The organism is Moritella dasanensis ArB 0140, from assembly GCF_000276805.1.
Lineage (GTDB): Bacteria > Pseudomonadota > Gammaproteobacteria > Enterobacterales > Moritellaceae > Moritella > Moritella dasanensis.
Genome location: NZ_AKXQ01000013.1, coordinates 56,636 through 75,326 on the forward strand (window position 1 = coordinate 56,636; position 18,691 = coordinate 75,326).

General features: G+C 40.3%; 16 protein-coding genes and 1 pseudogene. 14 read left to right on the top strand and 3 right to left on the bottom strand.

Annotated elements, in window-relative coordinates; translation table 11 throughout:
• Window positions 1–65: 65 nt before the first annotated feature.
• From guaA to A923_RS0112430, 8 genes are all read left to right on the top strand, one after another.
• Window positions 66–1,646, top strand: a complete 1,581-nt coding sequence (guaA, locus tag A923_RS0112395) for a glutamine-hydrolyzing GMP synthase (protein WP_017221994.1) — start codon at window positions 66–68, stop codon at window positions 1,644–1,646.
• A 169-nt stretch (window positions 1,647–1,815) separates the two neighbouring features.
• Window positions 1,816–2,301 (top strand): type VI secretion system lipoprotein TssJ, encoded by a 486-nt coding sequence (tssJ, locus tag A923_RS0112400; RefSeq protein ID WP_237716215.1) that lies wholly within the window; start codon window positions 1,816–1,818, stop codon window positions 2,299–2,301.
• Between the two features lie 227 nt (window positions 2,302–2,528).
• Window positions 2,529–3,578: a tRNA preQ1(34) S-adenosylmethionine ribosyltransferase-isomerase QueA gene (gene queA, locus A923_RS0112405; protein WP_017221996.1), complete on the top strand. Its 1,050-nt coding sequence runs from the start codon at window positions 2,529–2,531 to the stop codon at window positions 3,576–3,578.
• A gap of 131 nt (window positions 3,579–3,709) precedes the next feature.
• Window positions 3,710–4,849: a tRNA guanosine(34) transglycosylase Tgt gene (gene tgt, locus A923_RS0112410; RefSeq protein WP_017221997.1), complete on the top strand. Its 1,140-nt coding sequence runs from the start codon at window positions 3,710–3,712 to the stop codon at window positions 4,847–4,849.
• A 118-nt stretch (window positions 4,850–4,967) separates the two neighbouring features.
• Window positions 4,968–5,306 carry a preprotein translocase subunit YajC gene (gene yajC, locus A923_RS0112415; RefSeq protein ID WP_017221998.1) on the top strand — a complete coding sequence of 113 codons (339 nt, stop codon included), beginning with the start codon at window positions 4,968–4,970 and terminating at the stop codon, window positions 5,304–5,306.
• A gap of 29 nt (window positions 5,307–5,335) precedes the next feature.
• Window positions 5,336–7,180, top strand: coding sequence for a protein translocase subunit SecD (secD, locus tag A923_RS0112420; protein WP_026006220.1), 1,845 nt, complete (start codon window positions 5,336–5,338; stop codon window positions 7,178–7,180).
• A gap of 11 nt (window positions 7,181–7,191) precedes the next feature.
• Window positions 7,192–8,136: a protein translocase subunit SecF gene (secF, locus tag A923_RS0112425; RefSeq protein ID WP_017222000.1), complete on the top strand. Its 945-nt coding sequence runs from the start codon at window positions 7,192–7,194 to the stop codon at window positions 8,134–8,136.
• A 176-nt stretch (window positions 8,137–8,312) separates the two neighbouring features.
• Entirely contained in the window at window positions 8,313–8,681 is a 369-nt protein-coding gene (locus tag A923_RS0112430; RefSeq protein ID WP_017222001.1) for a rhodanese-like domain-containing protein, read from the top strand.
• A gap of 71 nt (window positions 8,682–8,752) precedes the next feature.
• On the opposite strand, the gene A923_RS0112435 is transcribed toward A923_RS0112430, so the two are convergent.
• Window positions 8,753–9,973, bottom strand: a complete 1,221-nt coding sequence (locus A923_RS0112435) for a response regulator (protein WP_017222002.1) — start codon at window positions 9,971–9,973, stop codon at window positions 8,753–8,755.
• 573 nt (window positions 9,974–10,546) lie between these two features.
• Here A923_RS0112435 and A923_RS0112440 point away from each other — a divergent pair.
• The 4 genes and pseudogenes from A923_RS0112440 to ribA all read left to right on the top strand — a co-directional run bounded on the left by A923_RS0112440 (window position 10,547) and on the right by ribA (window position 13,566).
• Complete coding sequence (locus tag A923_RS0112440; RefSeq protein ID WP_017222003.1) at window positions 10,547–11,536, top strand: DMT family transporter; 990 nt, start codon at window positions 10,547–10,549, stop codon at window positions 11,534–11,536.
• Window positions 11,537–11,605: 69 nt separating this feature from the next.
• The gene (locus A923_RS0112445; RefSeq protein ID WP_017222004.1) at window positions 11,606–12,277 is read left to right on the top strand and encodes a cytochrome b/b6 domain-containing protein; all 672 of its coding nucleotides are present in this window, start codon (window positions 11,606–11,608) and stop codon (window positions 12,275–12,277) included.
• A gap of 236 nt (window positions 12,278–12,513) precedes the next feature.
• Window positions 12,514–12,933, top strand: a pseudogene (locus A923_RS23255) (NADAR family protein); the annotation flags it as partial.
• Entirely contained in the window at window positions 12,925–13,566 is a 642-nt protein-coding gene (gene ribA / locus A923_RS23260) for a GTP cyclohydrolase II (protein ID WP_051039747.1), read from the top strand. The pseudogene A923_RS23255 and the gene ribA, both read left to right, overlap by 9 nt.
• An 80-nt stretch (window positions 13,567–13,646) precedes the next feature.
• On the opposite strand, the gene A923_RS0112455 is transcribed toward ribA, so the two are convergent.
• Complete coding sequence (locus A923_RS0112455) at window positions 13,647–14,402, bottom strand: substrate-binding periplasmic protein (RefSeq protein ID WP_017222006.1); 756 nt, start codon at window positions 14,400–14,402, stop codon at window positions 13,647–13,649.
• Between the two features lie 80 nt (window positions 14,403–14,482).
• Between A923_RS0112455 and A923_RS0112460 the strand changes: the two genes are divergently transcribed.
• On the top strand, window positions 14,483–16,798 hold the full coding sequence (locus tag A923_RS0112460) for a response regulator (protein WP_017222007.1): 2,316 nt from the start codon (window positions 14,483–14,485) through the stop codon (window positions 16,796–16,798).
• Window positions 16,799–16,905: 107 nt separating this feature from the next.
• Here the strand turns inward: A923_RS0112460 and A923_RS0112465 are convergent, their stop codons facing one another.
• Window positions 16,906–17,367, bottom strand: a complete 462-nt coding sequence (locus A923_RS0112465; protein WP_017222008.1) for a c-type cytochrome — start codon at window positions 17,365–17,367, stop codon at window positions 16,906–16,908.
• Window positions 17,368–17,538: 171 nt separating this feature from the next.
• On the opposite strand from A923_RS0112465, the gene A923_RS0112470 reads away from it, so the two are divergent.
• Window positions 17,539–18,462 (top strand): ABC transporter substrate-binding protein, encoded by a 924-nt coding sequence (locus tag A923_RS0112470; RefSeq protein ID WP_017222009.1) that lies wholly within the window; start codon window positions 17,539–17,541, stop codon window positions 18,460–18,462.
• The last annotated feature ends 229 nt before the right edge of the window (window positions 18,463–18,691 follow it).

An 18,691-nucleotide genomic window follows, 5' to 3' on the forward strand; every position in this document is an offset into this window, starting at 1 on the left:
ACAAATGTCTCCTCTTACTATTATTATAAACATAACAACTAAATATATTTACAGGAATATCTTTAATGACCACAAATATTCATGAGCAAAAAATCCTAATCTTGGACTTTGGTTCTCAATATACGCAGTTAATCGCTCGTCGTATCCGTGAAATCGGTGTTTACTGTGAATTATGGACATGGGATGTAGATGAAGCGGCAATCCGTGAATTCAATCCAAACGGTATTATCCTTGCTGGTGGCCCAGAAAGCGTAACTGAAGCGGGTTCACCTCGTGCACCTGAATATGTATTCAACGCAGGCGTACCTGTATTGGGTATCTGTTACGGTATGCAAACAATGTCTGAGCAACTTGGTGGCAAAGTCATCAAAGGTACTGGCGAAGGCGAATTTGGTTATGCACAAATCGAAATGCAAGCGCCTTCTGCGCTATTCAACTCTATCGAAGATGCAGTATCTGAATCAGGTAAAGCACTATTAGACGTATGGATGAGCCACGGTGATAAAGTTTCTGCTATTCCAGAAGGCTTTGTAACAGTTGCTAACACAGCGACTTGTCAGTTTGCTGCGATGGCAAACGAAGAAAAACGTTTTTACGGCGTTCAGTTCCACCCAGAAGTAACACATACTCGTCAAGGTGAGCGTATGCTTGCTCACTTTGCCAAAGACATTTGTGGCTGTGACGGACTTTGGACTTCAACGTCAATCATTGATGATGCGATTGCGCGTATGAAAGCGCAAATCGGCGATGATGAAGTTATCCTCGGTTTATCTGGTGGTGTTGATTCATCTGTTGTTGCTATGTTATTACAACGCGCAATTGGCGATAAGCTAACATGTGTATTCGTTGATAACGGTCTACTTCGTTTAAACGAAGGCGAGCAAGTAATGGATATGTTTGGTGATCGTTTCGGTCTGAAAATTGTTCACGTTAAAGCTGAAGATCGCTTCCTAGAGCAAATGGCTGGCGAAAACGATCCAGAAGCTAAACGTAAAATCATTGGTCGTGTATTTGTTGAAATCTTTGATGAAGAATCGAAGAAATTAACAAACGCTAAATGGTTAGCGCAAGGTACTATCTACCCAGACGTGATCGAATCTGCTGCGACTAAGAATGGTAAAGCACACGTCATTAAATCTCACCATAACGTAGGTGGTTTACCTGACGATATGGAAATGGGTCTAGTTGAACCATTACGTGAGTTATTTAAAGATGAAGTACGTAAGATTGGTCTAGAACTAGGTCTTCCATACAACATGCTTTACCGTCACCCATTCCCTGGACCTGGTCTAGGTGTGCGTGTACTTGGCGAAGTGAAGAAAGAATATTGCGACCTATTACGTCGTGCTGACGCTATCTTCATCGAAGAACTACACAAAGCGGAACTTTACCATAAAGTAAGCCAAGCATTTGTTGTATTCCTACCAGTACGCTCTGTTGGCGTAATGGGCGATTGCCGTAAGTATGATTGGGTTGTATCACTACGTTGTGTAGAAACAATCGACTTTATGACAGCACGTTGGTCACATCTGCCGTATGATTTAATCGGTCATGTTTCAAACCGTATTATCAACGAAATCGATGGTATTTCTCGTGTAGTTTACGATGTATCTGGTAAGCCACCTGCAACAATTGAGTGGGAATAATCCCCTTTTAATTAAGCAGTAAATACTGATATGAATATGAAAAGCAGCTCTCGAGCTGCTTTTTTATTGCCTACAGTTTTATATTGCCCACTATTTTGTTATAACGGGGTGAGGTATGGATACCTATTGAACACTCAAATATTAGCTCATAACAATGGATGTTAAGCCGATGAAATTATTTACTGCCTTTCTTTATGCACAGTTAAAAAGTGCCAAACTGCTCACTACCACCGTTATGCTGCTATTACTTACGGCCTGTAGTAGTACTGATGTTCGGTTAAACTTATCCGCGTCAGCAGATCTCAATAGCAACATACACAGCGAACCCTTTCCTGTGATGGTTAAGGTTTATCAATTATCGTCGGTCAGTGCTTTTCGAAATGCTAGTTTCGATCAGTTGTGGCAAGCGGATGAATTGATACTTGGTACAGACTTAGTTGATAAACAAGTATTCAATGTACAACCTAATGCCAAATTAAATTATGAATTTGTACAAGTCGATGATGCAGAGTACATTGCCATGTTTGTGATGTTTAGAAACGCAGAGCAAGATCGTTGGCGTTGGTTGCACAAGTTGGATGGCGGGCTTGTGTCGTTTGACACTGAGTTTGATATTCGCTTGATGAATAATAAAATTTATTATACGGATAACTGATTTATTATTTAGTTAACTGATCAAGTAAACAGATAATCAGAAGGGCTCGCATCTTACGTCTGCCCCCGATTTTGCTAATAACCTTCGCTCGATCTAGGGGGGAGGTTATTAAGTGGTTATTTAAACCGTCATAATTGGTACAAATCTCTTCTTCCCTTGATATTATCTCTGTTGATAACTAGACTAGCGGACTATTTCAATTTTTAGTTCGATTTTAAGGTACCTTCATGCAGGTTTCAGATTTCAATTTTAGTCTTCCTGACGAGTTAATTGCGCGTTATCCAAAAGCGGATCGCCGTTCAAGCCGTCTACTCCAATTAAACGGTAATAGCGGTGAGCTTGTTGATAAACAGTTCGCAGACATTCTTGATTTAGTGGAAGCTGGCGATCTGATGGTATTTAACAATACCCGCGTTATTCCTGCGCGTATGTATGGTCAAAAAGCCTCTGGCGGTAAAATTGAAGTGCTTGTTGAGCGTGTTATTAGCGACAACTCAGTACTTGCCCACGTACGTTCGTCAAAATCACCGAAAGTAGGCGCGCGACTTATCTTAGAAGGCACTGTTAATGCTGAGATGGTTGCTCGTCATGATGCGTTATTTGAACTTAAATTCTTAGATGAACGTCATGTATTGGAAATACTAGAAGACATTGGGCACATGCCATTGCCGCCTTATATTGACCGCCCTGACGAAGATTCAGATAAAGAACGCTACCAAACTGTTTACAATGAAAAACCAGGTGCAGTCGCTGCACCAACAGCAGGTTTACATTTCGACGAAGCATTGTTAGCACAACTTACCGAAAAAGGCGTAAACACGGCATTTGTGACACTGCACGTTGGTGCAGGTACGTTCCAACCAGTACGTGTTGATAATATTCTCGATCACCACATGCATTCTGAATATGCCGAAGTATCTGAAGAAGTTGTGGCTAAAATTGCAGCAACGAAAGCCAATGGCGGTCGTGTAATTGCAGTGGGTACAACCTCAGTACGTTCGTTAGAAAGTGCCGCGCAAGCAACAATGGCAAAAGGTCTACCGCTAGCGCCATTTTTTGAAGACACTGAAATCTTTATTTATCCGGGCTATAAGTTCCAACTTGTTGACGCCATGATAACGAATTTCCATTTGCCTGAATCAACCCTTATTATGTTGTTATCTGCATTCGCTGGTTATGACCACGTGATGCCAGCTTATCAACATGCTATTACTGAGAAATACCGTTTCTTCAGTTATGGTGATGCGATGTTTGTGACTAAGCAGACCGCAGACTAAATTTAATTAGTGGTGGGTTGGTATTGATTAACTCATCACTGGTTTGTTAACGATAAACAACGACGATACGTATGTTGTTTGAATTTTTTAAAAGAAATAATGTCAGACTGTTTCTCTGACTTGAGGTTTATATGAAGTTAAAATACGAATTAGATAAAACGATTGGTAATGCACGTCGTGGTCGTTTGATCTTTGAACGTGGTGTTGTTGAAACGCCAGCATTCATGCCAGTAGGTACTTACGGTACTGTTAAAGGCATGACGCCAGAAGAAGTCGACGATACTGGCGCAGACATTCTGTTAGGTAATACTTTCCATTTATGGCTACGTCCTGGTCAAGAAGTAATGAAACTGCACGGTGGTTTACATAACTTCATGAACTGGCAGGGTCCTATCCTGACTGATTCAGGCGGTTTCCAAGTATTCAGCCTAGGTAAAATGCGTAAAATCACGGAAGCGGGTGTACATTTCCGTCATCCGATTAATGGCAGCAAGATCTTCTTAGACCCAGAAACATCGATGGAAATCCAAGATGACTTGGGTTCTGACGTGGTCATGATTTTTGACGAATGTACGCCATACCCTGCGACTGAGTCAGAAGCTGAAAAATCAATGAGCATGTCATTACGTTGGGCACAACGTTCACGTGATCATTTTGATAAGTTAGAAAATAAAAATAACTTGTTTGGTATTATCCAAGGTGGTGTTTACGAGCATTTACGTGATATTTCTGTAAAAGGCTTATTAGACATCGGCTTTGACGGTTATGCTGTTGGTGGCCTAGCTGTAGGTGAACCAAAAGAAGACATGCACCGTATTCTTGAGCACACTTGCCCACAAATTCCAGAAGACAAACCACGTTACCTTATGGGCGTTGGTAAGCCTGAAGATTTGGTTGAAGGTGTTCGTCGTGGTGTGGATATGTTTGACTGTGTTATGCCAACGCGTAATGCGCGTAATGGTCACTTATTCACAAGTGAAGGTGTTATCAAGATCCGTAATGCGAAGCATAAAACAGATACGAGTACACTTGATCCAGAATGTGATTGCTACACATGTAAGAACTACACGCGTTCTTACCTGAACCATTTGGACAAATGTAACGAGATCTTAGGCGCACGTTTAAACACGATGCATAACCTACGTTACTACCAAAACCTGATGCAAGGTATCCGCGATGCAATTGATGCAGATACGTTTGAACAGTTTGTTACAGATTTCTATACTAAACAAGGCCGTGAAGTGCCGCCTTTAGCGAAGTCTGACGCTTAATTATTAAGCAAACACTGACCTGATAGTTGATCTAAGTTTGGTAAACCTTTCTCATTAGTAGTAAGGTAATGTGATTGGTTTATCATATCAATATTAAAATTTATAAAGGGAAATAAAAATGAGTTTTTTCATTGCAAATGCAGTTGCTGCTGAAGGTATTCCAACTCCAGCTGGTGGTGGTTACGAAATGTTGATCATGTTAGGTATTTTTGGTGTGATCTTTTACTTCATGATCTATCGCCCACAAGCGAAACGTCAAAAAGAACAGAAGAACCTAATGACATCATTGTCAAAAGGTGAAGAAGTACTTACTGTTGGTGGCATCGTAGGTAGAATTACAAAGATTTCTGAAGGTAATGATTACATCGTGATCACGATTGCTGATGCAACAAATATCACGATTAAACGTGATTACATTGCCGCTGTATTACCAAAAGGTAGCATGCAGTCGCTTTAATCTTTTTCGTATCCCAGTAAGGTAATATTTTGTTAAATAAATACCCTCTGTGGAAGTATCTAATGGTGATCGCTACGATCGCCATTTGTTTACTCTATGCCACACCGAATCTATACGGGGAAGACCCCGCTGTTCAAGTTTCTGCTGCACGTGGTGCTGCTATTGAAGTCGCCACTCTCGATAAAGTGAAAGCAGAACTCGATAAACAATCCATTTCTTATAAAAGCGTTTCATTAGAACAGAACCAAGTATTAATTCGTTTAACTGACAGCGAACAACAACTACTTGCTAGTGAGATCTTAAAAGAACAACTAGGTCAAACCTTCATTGTTGCTTTAAACCTTGCCCCTGCGACACCTGATTGGCTGCAAAGCTTAGGTGCTGGACCATTAAAATTAGGTCTTGATTTACGTGGTGGTGTTCACTTCTTACTTGAAGTGGATATGGATGAAGCGTTAGTGAAAGCACAAGATCAAATGTTACAAGACTTCCGTACCGATTTACGTGAAGAAAAGCTGCGTTATACAGCAGTGCGTAAAGACAGCAACGGTGTAACAGTGCGTTTCCGCGATGTTGAAACACGCGATAAAGCTGAAGCATTCCTGAAAAATAAATATCCAGACCTACTGTTAAATGACAGTGAAAATAATGGTCAATTTAGTGTGTCGGCAAAAATGACTGAAGCAAAACTTGCTGAAACTAAAGAATATGCCCTGCAACAAAACATCACCATTATCCGTAACCGTGTAAACCAATTAGGTGTTGCTGAGCCGCTAGTACAGCGTCAAGGTGCAGACCGCATTGTGGTTGAATTACCGGGTGTTCAGGATACTGCTGGTGCCAAAGAAATTTTAGGTGCAACAGCAACGCTTGAGTTCCGTTTAGTAGATAACAAAGCGGACCCTTATAGCACTCGCGTACCTGCTGGCAGTAAGAAATATACTACCCGTGACGGTCGTCCTGTTGTACTGAAGAAACAAGTTATCTTAACCGGTAACCACATCACAGGTGCAACATCGAGCCTAGATGAGTTTAGTCGTGCACAGGTGAATATCGATCTTGATTCGCAAGGTGGCAGTAAAATGTCGCGTTCGACGAAAAAAGCAATCGGTACATCAATGGCAACGGTATTCATTGAATACAAACCAACGGGTGAGAAAACGCCTGAAGGTAAATCTAAACTGCATAAAATTGAAGAAGTAATTAACGTTGCTACCATTCAAGCGCAGTTAGGTCGTAGCTTCCGTATTACAGGTTTAGATAGTGCAAGCGAAGCTAAAAATCTGGCGTTATTATTACGTGCAGGTGCGTTAGTTGCGCCAGTACAAATCGTTGAAGAACGTACTATTGGTCCTAGCTTAGGTAAGCAAAATATTGAGAACGGCTTATCCGCGATGATTTATGGCATGATTGCTATCGTTATCTTCATGGCTATCTACTATCGTAAGTTTGGTCTTGTGGCCAATGTTGCCTTGTCTGCAAACATCATCATGATCATTGGTATCATGTCGATGATCCCGGGCGCGACAATGACGCTACCTGGTATTGCCGGTATCGTATTAACGATTGGTATGGCTGTCGATGCCAACGTATTGGTATTTGAACGAATCCGTGAAGAGCTGAAAGAAGGCTGTAGCGTTCAGCAAGCTATTCACCGTGGTTACGATAATGCATTATCTACCATTGCCGATGCGAATATCACGACACTATTAACCGCGATCATCTTGTTTGCTGTTGGTACGGGCGCGATTAAAGGTTTCGCTATCACGCTCGCAATTGGTATTGCCGCTTCTATGTTTACTTCAATCATTGGTACACGTGCAATCGTGAATTTCCTTTGGGGTAATAAGAAGATCGATAAGCTTTCAATCTAAGGGGATTAATTATGTTTGAAATTATTAAAACAGAACGCACGATCCACTTTATGAAAATGACTAAACCAGCGTTTATCTTATCTGCGCTATTAGTTATTTTATCGATATCTTCAGTTGCAATTAAAGGCATTAATTGGGGTCTTGATTTTACCGGTGGTACGGTAATCGAAGTGGGTTATGACAAACCAGCGGATCTTGAAGTGATTCGTCCGTTGTTAGCAGAAGAAGGCTTTAGTGATGCGGTTATTCAACATTTCGGCTCAAGCCGTGATGTATTGATCCGTATCGCGCCACGTGAAGGTTTGGACAGTGCTCACCTTGGTAGTCAAATGCTGGCTGCATTACAAGGTTACGATAAAAGCGTAGAAATGCGTCGTATCGAGTTTGTTGGTCCTAACGTTGGCGATGAATTAACAGAGCAAGGTGGTCTAGCGCTGCTTGCGGCATTAATTTGTATCCTAATTTATGTTGGTGTACGTTTTGAATGGCGTTTAGCTTCTGGTGCGGTATTAGCATTGGCACATGACGTTATCATCACACTCGGTATCTTCTCGGCGTTAGAGATTGAATTCGATTTAACTATTTTAGCGGCGCTGTTGACCGTTATTGGTTATTCATTGAATGATACGATTGTGGTATTTGACCGTATCCGTGAGAACTTCCGTCGCATGCGTATTGATGATTCTGTGGAAATCATGGATGTATCATTAACGCAGACATTATCACGTACGTTAATCACGTCAGGTACAACATTAATGGTATTAGTATCATTGTTCCTGAAAGGTGGCGCTCTGATCCACGGTTTCGCATTAGCATTGCTAATCGGTATCGTGGTTGGTACATATTCATCGATTTACGTAGCAAGTGCATTAGCACTGAAGCTTGGCGTAACGCGTGAAACTATGTTACCACCCGTGGTAGAAAAAGAAGGCGCAGACCAAGACCCAATGCAGTAATCTTTAGGGAAACCTAGCTAACGCATTGGTCTTCGGACTGTCATAAAACCCGCCTCGTGCGGGTTTTTGTTTTTTATATTTTTAGCGATTGAATTATCAAACATAAAGTGAAATTATGGTTGAGTAAAGTAGTCGCTTAGGTAAATACCTGCTATTAAACTGAAAAGGATAACAACATGGCTCATAGTCAACGATTTCTAGATTTATGTAACGAAGCCCGTAAAGTAGTTAAAGAATGTAGCTGTGATGATGTAAAGCAGTGGCAAGACGAAGGCAAGCAGTTTGCGCTTGTTGATGTACGCGAAGAAAGCGAGTGGGCTGCAAGTCGTATTAGCGGGGCTGAATACATGGGCCGTGGCGTTATTGAACGTGACTTAGAAGCGAAATATCCTGAGCTAGATACGTGTATCGTACTGTATTGCGGTGGCGGTTATCGCTCTGCATTATCAGCCGAGTTCATCCAGCGTATGGGCTACACAGATGTTATCTCAATGGATGGCGGGATCCGTGAGTGGAAAATGAAGAGTTATCCAATCAGTAAATAAACTTACTCATGATTCTTAGATGAATGTTGTTATGTGTATAGCAACACTCATCTTGTCATCTTGTCATCACGTTATTGCCAGATAACTTGGTTACGGCCATTTGTTTTTGCTTTATATAAACGGGCATCGGATTCGGAGATCATCTCATCAATCGGTTTGTTACCAAAACTGGAACCAATACTAACCGTGATTTTTATTTCAACGTCATTATGCTTCATGGTTAATTGTTCTATCTTGTGGCGCAATAACTCCAACTGAGACACAAAAACAACGCGTTCGATAGTGCTTTGAATACAGAACTCTTCCCCTCCAAAACGTGCAACAGTGGCATCAGTAAAGTGATGTTGTAATTGTTTAGCGATAGTCACTAATACTGCATCGCCACCATCATGGCCGTGCTTGTCATTTACTTTTTTGAAAAAATCTATGTCTAGCATGGCAATATTTTTATGCTCTGCGGTTGTGCTGCTACCATGTTGACTAAAGAAATAGCGGCGGTTCCATAAACCGGTTAGCGCATCTTGATTAGCCATCTTGTAAAGCTTGTCTGCAGTGTCTTTCATGTTGAGGATATGATGGATACGGCAGTAAAACTCCTCTTGATTAAAAGGTTTATAGAGAAAGTCATTGGCACCGGCTTTTAGAAAACGAGCTGTCATCGACCGATCGCTACTGCCTGATAGGCCTAGAATAGCCAGTTGATTTCGGTCGAATTTACGACGGATCTCGCGGGTCATGGTAATGCCGTCTTTTTCGGGCATATCATGATCTGTGATGATCAAACTGATACCGGGATGCTGTTGTAATAATGCGATTGCTTGAACCCCATTTTCAGCAGCTATGACCTGTAGGTTTTGTCGTTCCAATAAATTAATGAGATGGGTGCGCACGGTTTTAGAATCTTCAACGACGAGTGCTTTATGACGGCTGTTGTCTTGCAGGCGTTGTAATAATGGGATCAGGTAAGACACCGATGATGCACTGTCTTTTAACAAATAGTCGATGACACCTTTTGATAACACTTTATCGCGGATATGCTCACTGAAATTAGCCGTTAAAATGATAGCCTGTAAGCCATAGCTTAATACATGATCAATGATTTCACCGTCATGACCATCAGGTAAACAGTAATCGAGTACAGAGCAAAGAAAATCACTTTCTCGCGCTAAGATCTCATGGGCTTGTGCTATTGATTCAGCAAATACGGCTTGAAAACCAGCTTGGCTCAGCTGGATATTAAGGTATTTACGAAAGGCTCGGCTGTCTTCAACAACAAGTATTTTGCAGAGCAATTGGATATCCTTATTCTTATTAACTCCGTAACCATCATTGTCGAAGCTTAATTCATTGAAACTAATAGCTTATTAATATGAAACTTTAATTGCTATGACCGATTTGATAAGTTAAATATCATAGCACTATAATGTTGTTTATGTTTTACCACTAAATGTATAAAAGTTAGATTGATTTAGCTTACTGCCATTGATGATGCACATATCGGTGCTAAGTCATCTTGGGTCATCTCTTACACTTGCTAAAGTTGACCCATTAGCCCGTTATCATAGCGATAAACACTGTAAGTAAATCATTCACTGCCGAGAAATATTATATTATCTCGTTGTTCGCTTTCGGGCGTTTTTTACCTTGCTTGCAACTGCCATTATTGGTTAACTGATGATTCAATTTTAAACGTGTGGTTAGGGGTTATATGACAATTTATTTTATTAATTACTCTGCGACACGTTTATGGCTGCTCTGGAAACCAGAGTAGCGGCTAATTAATTTTTGGCGAGGCTACGGAATATGTAGCCTGCTGTTTGTTTTATCCTGCGTATTCCTAGCCTTCATTATATCTTGGAGGGATCATGGAACAGACTAATACCACTACTAATAATACAAATAGCACCACCACTACAACCACAAATAGCACAAGCAAACATCATACTCGCTTAGGGTTAACTCAGCGGTTATCAGCACATAAAATAGGTCTACTGTGTGCATTTTTTGCTACCTGTTTGTTTTCGACAAAAGGTATTTTCGTTAAACTTGCCTACCAGTATGGCGTCGATAGCATCACGCTAATGACGTATCGCATGATCCTGTCTTTACCTTTCTATATTGGTGTATTTGTGTGGGTGCTCATGAAGAATCCATCGCTGAAGTCTCCGATAAAGGCACAATTCCTGCCGGTGATGGGCATTGGGTTATTAGGTTATTACCTATCAAGTTACTTTGATCTTCAAGGACTTAATTACATTAGCTCGCAGCTAGAACGATTAGTATTATTTACTTATCCAACGGTCGTCGTGATCCTGAGCTGGTTGGTATTTGGTAACCGCATTAATCGACAAGTCATTGGTGCGCTAATCCTGGCCTATGCAGGGGTTTTTGTACTGTTTTATCATGATTTAGGTAAGCAGGGCGAGGGGGTCATCACTGGATCTTTACTGGTGTTAACAGCTTGCTTTACGTTTGCCTCATATTTACTGCTGAGTAAAACTAAGATCCAAAAATTAGGCAGTTTAGTATTTACTTGTATTGCGATGTTTGGCGCTAGTTTTATGATCTTCGTTCATTTTTACGTTGTCCATGAAATACAAGATCTCAGTATTCCGCTGCCAGTGTTTTGGATATCACTGTGGTTAGCGATTGGCTGTACGGTGATCCCTTCTTTTTTAATGAGCGAAGGCATTGCCAGAGTCGGGCCTGAACAAGCCTCGATTGTCGGTGGCAGCGGCCCGGTATTAACAGCGCTAATGGCGGTGTTTTTATTGGGTGAAACCTTCACTATTTACCATTTTTTAGGTATGTCGATGGTAATTGTTGCTATTGTCTGGTTAAGTGTTAGAAAATAGCGCCTTAATCTCTATGAGAGTTGGGCACTTACGCCGTTATTGTCTGTATAGAGTATCTGCTGAGGTTGTATGGTTAAGGTTAAAGTTTGGGACGGATTTATTCGTGGCTATCACTGGTTACAGGTGAGCTTATTATTTGGATTGTGGTATTGCGCTGATAACGATGAAATGGAGTGGCACTTTGTGTTTGGCTATGCCTTACTTGCGCTGTGGATCACCCGTTTTATTTGGGGCTTGATTGGCAGTGATACCGCTAAATTTAGTTACTTTATAAAAAGTCCCAAAGCGCTAATCGGTTACCTTAAAGACAAAAACAAATTTGACCGCGTTAAATTTGGTCATAACCCTGCTGGTGCCTGCATGGTGGTGTTGTTTTTAGCCTTGCTGGCGACCCAATTATTTAGTGGCCTCAGTGCCAGCGATGATATCTTGTCTGAAGGACCTCTAGCGCAATATTTTTCTGCGGATACAGTGAGCTTCTTGACCTGGATACATCACGTAAACTTTGATGTGCTACTTTGGGCAATCGGTCTACATGTGATCGCTATCTTGGCTTATAAACTAAAAAAACAGCCATTAGTTAAAGCCATGTTCACAGGCGTTGCTGAATACCCATTAGTGGATTCTATTGCCCACCCCAAAATAATGAATGGTTTAGTCGCTTGGACTCTCTATGTGGCTATTGCTAGCGTAGTTTGGTGGCAATGGGGACATGAAAACTTCGGTTATCTATTTTATTGATACCAGTATTGAAGCGTAAATTAATCACCGTTTAATGCATAAAGCATAAAATGTATTTCTGCAGACATTAAGGTTAAATAGTTAGCCTTAATGTCTGAATATTTTAACTAGGTAGCATTATTACACCAGTTAAAAGTTATTCTTTATTATCCCCTCTATACTCATTTTTATACGTAACCTTTATCTATAACTATCTGATATATAGTTAATACCAAAAATTTCACGGAGTAGAAATAATGAGTAATGAAATTCAGTTTTATGAACCTAATGATGACTTCGGATTCTTATCCAATTTAGCTTTGGCACCGATCAAGGTTGCAGGGGCTGAATGGCCAAGTAGTGAACATTATTATCAAGCGCAAAAATTTAATGACCCGCAATTACAACGTTTAATCCGTCAAGCCCCGACACCAGATGAAGCGTTTGCTTTAAGCCGTGAGTATGCCCAGTTTGTAAAATCGGATTGGTTGCAGCAACGCGAGCGTGTTATGCGTTATGCTGTGACGGAAAAATTTAGCCAAAACCCTTATTACGCTTATCAGCTTGTAGCCACTGGAGAGCAAGTATTAACAGAGCATTCGCATAAAGATAGTTTTTGGGGTGATGGTGGTGATGGTAATGGCCGTAATGAACTTGGCCAAATATTAATGGCTGTACGCAGTGATTTAAGCAAACAGGAACCTTATAACCTGATCACCTATGTTGATAGCGCTAAGTTACCAACTCAATTTGGCATGTTCCAGATGAACGGCTTTCTAGAACGATCGACAGGTAAAGAGCACCTTGCTTTAGTGTATGGAAAGTTAGATCCGAGTGAACCTGTTCTAATCCGTTTACATTCTGAATGCTTAACCGGCGATGCGTTATTTAGCGCGCGTTGTGATTGTGGTTTTCAGTTAGCTAAAGCCATGGAAAATATTGTAGAGAAAGGCAGTGGTGTGATCCTTTATTTACGTCAAGAAGGGCGTGGTATCGGCTTATTAAATAAGATCAGAGCTTATCATTTACAAGATGATGGCGCAGACACGGTTGAAGCAAATGAACGTTTAGGCTTCGCTGCAGACATGCGAGATTACACTTTTTGTAAAGGCATGTTGGGTCACTTGAATATTCACAGTGTGAATTTAATGACCAATAACCCCCGCAAGGTCAATGCGTTAATTAAAGCGGGAATTAATATTGCAGAGCGGGTACCACTGCAAGAAGGGAACAACCCCCATAATGCCGGTTATCTGAAAACCAAAGCGAATAAGCTTGGGCATATGTTTGCGGCTGATTTTATTAACTAGTTTAAGCATTCGTTACAGCATTAATGTTGATAATAGACACCGGACTCTTACTGCAAGAACCGGTGTTTTTGTATTCACCGTTAAATATAATTATTAATAATCTCAGTCAAGGTACCTGTATCCGATAGGGTTGAGAGTTGTTGATTAATAAATTTTTGCAGTTCGCTATCCATCTTCGGATCAAATGCAAGATAAATAGGATAACTTGGGATCAAGGCTGAAAAATCTTGTAAGTGATAATTGCTGAGACTTTTAGATTGTATTTTAAGGTTGTATTTAATCCGTGATGTCATTTCGATGAAAATCGCATCTTGCGGCATCTTATCTAAAATTCTGAAGGCTGCTGCGTAATCTTTTACTCTTAGTTCTTTAATCTCGCCATTATCAATATAAGGCTGTAGCGTTGGATAATCAAAACCATAAAGTAAGACAAATACTTTGTCTTTTATATCGCTAAGCTCTTTATATGAAAAATCTGACTTAGCGTTGGTTAAGATACTGTGGCTAACGGTATAAATTGGTTTGTCAGATAAATTTTCTGCTTGGACACTACCCCAATTTGGACTGCCATAAGTGATCCAATTTTTTTCCCCTCCAGCCTCCAATTCTGAAATCATCCGGTTGAATGGATAGACATGATAATTAACGGTGTATTTATCAATGAAAACGTTAGCAATAATGTCTGATACGATACCTGAATGTTGATTATCATCGGTCGTAATTTGAAATGGCATTGCTTGTTTCGCAATGACATAATAGTTGATTGATTCTGAATTCGCAGTAAAGCTAGCAATACAAAGCTGCAGAGTTAACATTATTGAAATAAAGCGTTTCATTTTTACTTCCTTATAGTAGTAATTCCATAGTAGTGTCTATCATTAGGTTAGTCGACTGACAACAGGATGTGAGTTTAGGGATGATTAAAGCGACGTTACACAAGAAAAGAATAGGTATAGCGAGGCAATTACTTGTTTCAATCATACTTATCAGCTCTATTTTTACATTACTCATTACAGGCTTGAATGTCTACCTTGATTATGAAAAGGATATTTCAGCGGTAGAAACTCAGCTTGACCAAGTAAAACAAAGTTACTTATCGAGTTTAACCGCGAGTTTATGGATTGAAGACCGCGAACAGCTTAAGTTGCAAGCGGAAGGGATCATGCAACTTCCCAATGTACATTATCTCGAAATTATCGATGATAGTGGCACTGTTCTGCGATTAGGTACGCCATTATTCGAATATCAGTACGAAGTCTCTTGGCTTATGCAACAGGACTTTAGTGATAAGCAGTTCGACCTTGCGACGATTAAGATACAATCGAATTTATACCCGATCTATAAAGGCTTGTGGGATAAATTTGTGGTGTTGCTGCTAACTCAAGTGGTCAAAACCTTTATCGTGGCGTTATTTATTATCTTTGTGGTGTATAAGATTGTGGTTCGGCCGTTAACTGAAATGTCTGATGCCGTTAGCAAATTTGATGATGAACAACTTCCACCTCAACTCGCATTGAGCCCCCGTTTATTTGACGATGAAATTACCAATTTAACCGCCAGTTATAACGCTTCGATTAAACAAATACGTCATAATTATCATGAGCTTGAAGTTGCAAAACGCCAAGCTGAAAATGCCAATTTGAAGAAGAGTGAATTTTTGGCCAATATGAGTCACGAGATCCGCACGCCAATGAATGGGGTTATTGGTACTGCATCCTTATTGCAAGAAATGCCGATGGGACGCGAACAGAAAGAATTTGTTGATATGCTGTATTCTTCCTCTATGACGTTACTTGATTTGATTAACGATATTCTTGATTTCTCTAAAATTGAATCGGGACAATTAATTCTGGCTAAAAATCCGCTTAATCTATTTGAGTTATGTAAAGAAGTTGAAGGTAATTTTTCGATTATGGCGGGACAGAAACAAATCACGCTAGTCTGTCATATTGATGAACAAATACCAGATATGGTACTCGGTGATATTACCCAATTACGTCAAGTACTGAATAACCTTATTTCTAATGCCATCAAATTCACCTCAATTGGTCACGTACATCTCAATATTAAACTCATCAAACGTGAAGGAAATAGTGCCGGAGTGATGTTCCAGATTATCGATAGCGGTATTGGTATTGCCGCCGAGAATCAACAAAAAATATTTGAAAAATTTCAGCAAGCAGATGGCGGTACAACACGTAATTATGGTGGTACTGGCTTAGGTTTAGCCATTTGTCGTAGTATTGTAAAATTAATGGATAGTGACATTCTTGTTTACAGCAAGCCTGGTAAAGGTAGTCGTTTTGAGTTTGTTGTTGAATTCGAATCTATTGACGAACTCTTGTTGGGGGATGACTCAGAGCAAAGCCTGGCTGGATTATCTATATTGTTAGTCGATGACAGCATGTTAAATATGCGTATTACCGCGGCGCAATTGAAAAACTTTGGTGCCAAAGCTGTTTGTTGTGATGATCCCTGTTTAAGCAAAAAAATGGTATTAGATGCACTAGACAGAGAAATCCCTTTTGATTTGGTTATTCTTGATAAAATCATGCCCCACATGGATGGTTTTACGGTAGCAAAACAATTGCAAGACGAGTTTGCTGAACTCACGCCTCGATTAATGTTGATGTCTGCCGATGCACAGACTGGTGATGATGTATTAGCAAAACAGCTTGGCATAAAAACGTTTTTAAGCCGCCCGTATAAAGCGGAGACGTTAAAAGCGGTGGTACTTAGTACTATGTTAGAGCATCCCCCTCAAAGTGTTGAAGACATTCCCAGTGTGGAAGATAAAACCGCTGCTAGTGATATCATGAAAGTACTTTTAGTTGAGGATACATTTATCAATCAGAAAGTAACGACGATGATGTTACAAAAGATGGGCATTGAGGTGACCTTGGCTGAGAATGGCCAAATTGGTGTTGATTTATGCAAAGATCAGACGTTTAATTTGATTCTGATGGATTGCCAAATGCCGGTGCTTGATGGTTTTGAAGCAACAAAAATGATTCGTGAGAATGAAACTTCGGATCAACACACCCCCATCATTGCATTAACCGCGAATGTACTGCAAACCGAAAAGGATAAGTGCTTTGTGGCTGGGATGGATGACTTTATGGGTAAGCCCGTGAGTAAACAGCTATTAACGCTGATGTTACAGAAGCATTTGTCACCTTGGTTAGCTGAACGGCCTTATGCGCATACCGTAGAATCAGTTAATTTGGCATGAGTGAGAAGAATGTAATAGAGATGTTGTACCGCCATACTTGTCAGTACGGTTAATCAAAAAAAAGGCGAACAATATACATTGTTCGCCTTTTTCGTTATCGAAATCGATTATTTTGATTTGTAGTCGCTGTGACAAGACTTACAGTTTTTCGCTGTTTGACCAAATGCTTTTTTGATTTGGCCACGGTCGCCTTGTTTTGCAACGGCCGCTAGGTTTTGTGCATCTTTACTAAATTGACTAAATTTAGCCTCGAAGCCTGCTGCGTCAGTCCAGATTGCTGCTTTTGCTTTAGTGTCTCCGGATTGGCTGTCGCTACTAATAAAACCGTGCTGTGCCATCGGGATTAACTGCGCTAATTGTTCTGAACGTAATTGAAATTGAGCGTCATTCCAGTCTTTCTTGCCTTTAACCATATCGGCCATGTCAGAAAAGTTGATGGCGATCATTGTCAATGCTGATTGGCGGTATTTGATGTCTGTTTCAGCTTTATCAAACGTAGCTGCTTGTGCAGTTGAGAACATCATTAATGATGTCAGACCCGCTAATTTTAGTGTTTTGCTCCAGAACATTTTGCTTCCTTATTGTATTGGTGTAGTTATTCGTTGATAACCTATTATTATATGCTTGATAATAAACTATTTTTAGGTATGGGGAAATGTGATGCGTTGCATTATTTAGCAAAAAGTTGTGTGTTAAATTAGTTGCTACCTAAACAGTATTCATTAGCTAAGGAAAGCATAATGCGAGCAGGTCATATCATGGAACGATCACATCCCTCACATCGGCATATTGGCATATCGCGCGCGCTATTTTTAATCTGTTTACTTTATTTACTTTCAACGGTAACGATACAAGCTAGTCAGTTGCGTGTGGCGGTTTCGGCGTTGGACTCTGGCATGGCTGTTGAACACGTACAATCGGGTATGGAATCTGAATTAATGCGGCAGGGTTATATTGCAGGCGCAAATCTTACCTGGATTGATAATAATAAACCGCAATTATCCGATGTTAATGTGACTATTTCGACAGCCGAAAATACGCCTTTTATTACCTTAATGAGCCAGCAAGGCTTATCAACAGATATTTACCTTAATAACATTCATTTTGATGCCGATGGGAATATAGATTTAACGGAACGCTACGAAGTTAATTTTATTAAGCGATTACTGCCAAAGATTAATACTCTGGGAGTGATTGCCAACCGGAATGTAATGGATATCAGTAAAATGCAGGCGTTTCTTACGCAGCAAAAAAACAATGGTGTAGATATTATTTATTACTATGTTGATGACAGTGCTGAGTTAAGACAAGCTACACGTATCCTTGCGCCACAAGTAGATGCTATTTATTTACCGAGTCACATTACTGATATGCCAGCACTGAATAATGTAGTGATGGTGGCAGAACGAAACAACGTCGCGCTTATAGGTGAAGATCATAGCAGTGTGGGTAAAGGTGTTTTTGCAGTTTATAACATCGATTATGTGCAAGTAGGTCGAGATACAGCTGATTTGTTGGTGCGTTTAGCCGAAGGTAGTGATGGTTTTAATAGCGATGATTACCTTGCTCAACCTATTCTGTCGCTTAATTTGGATGCAGCGGCGAGAATGGGCATTGAGTTATCCAGCGAAATTATTAATAAAGCCAAATATATTATTGAATAAAAGGGCAGGGGATCGCGCGGAATAAAGGCTTTATCTATCGGATAAGTTGCTTTCGGTGACGACGGAGGCTGAATAAAGGTCAACTTTTGCAATTATATTCAATTTTTTTTTAATAAATTCACCTTTCTGCTTGAAGCTTTCAATTTCGCCCCCATATTTATTTTCAATCGCAGAGATAACCTTGCAATGTGCGGGTTGTCAGTGACAGATAAAGTATTTCGACAGACTT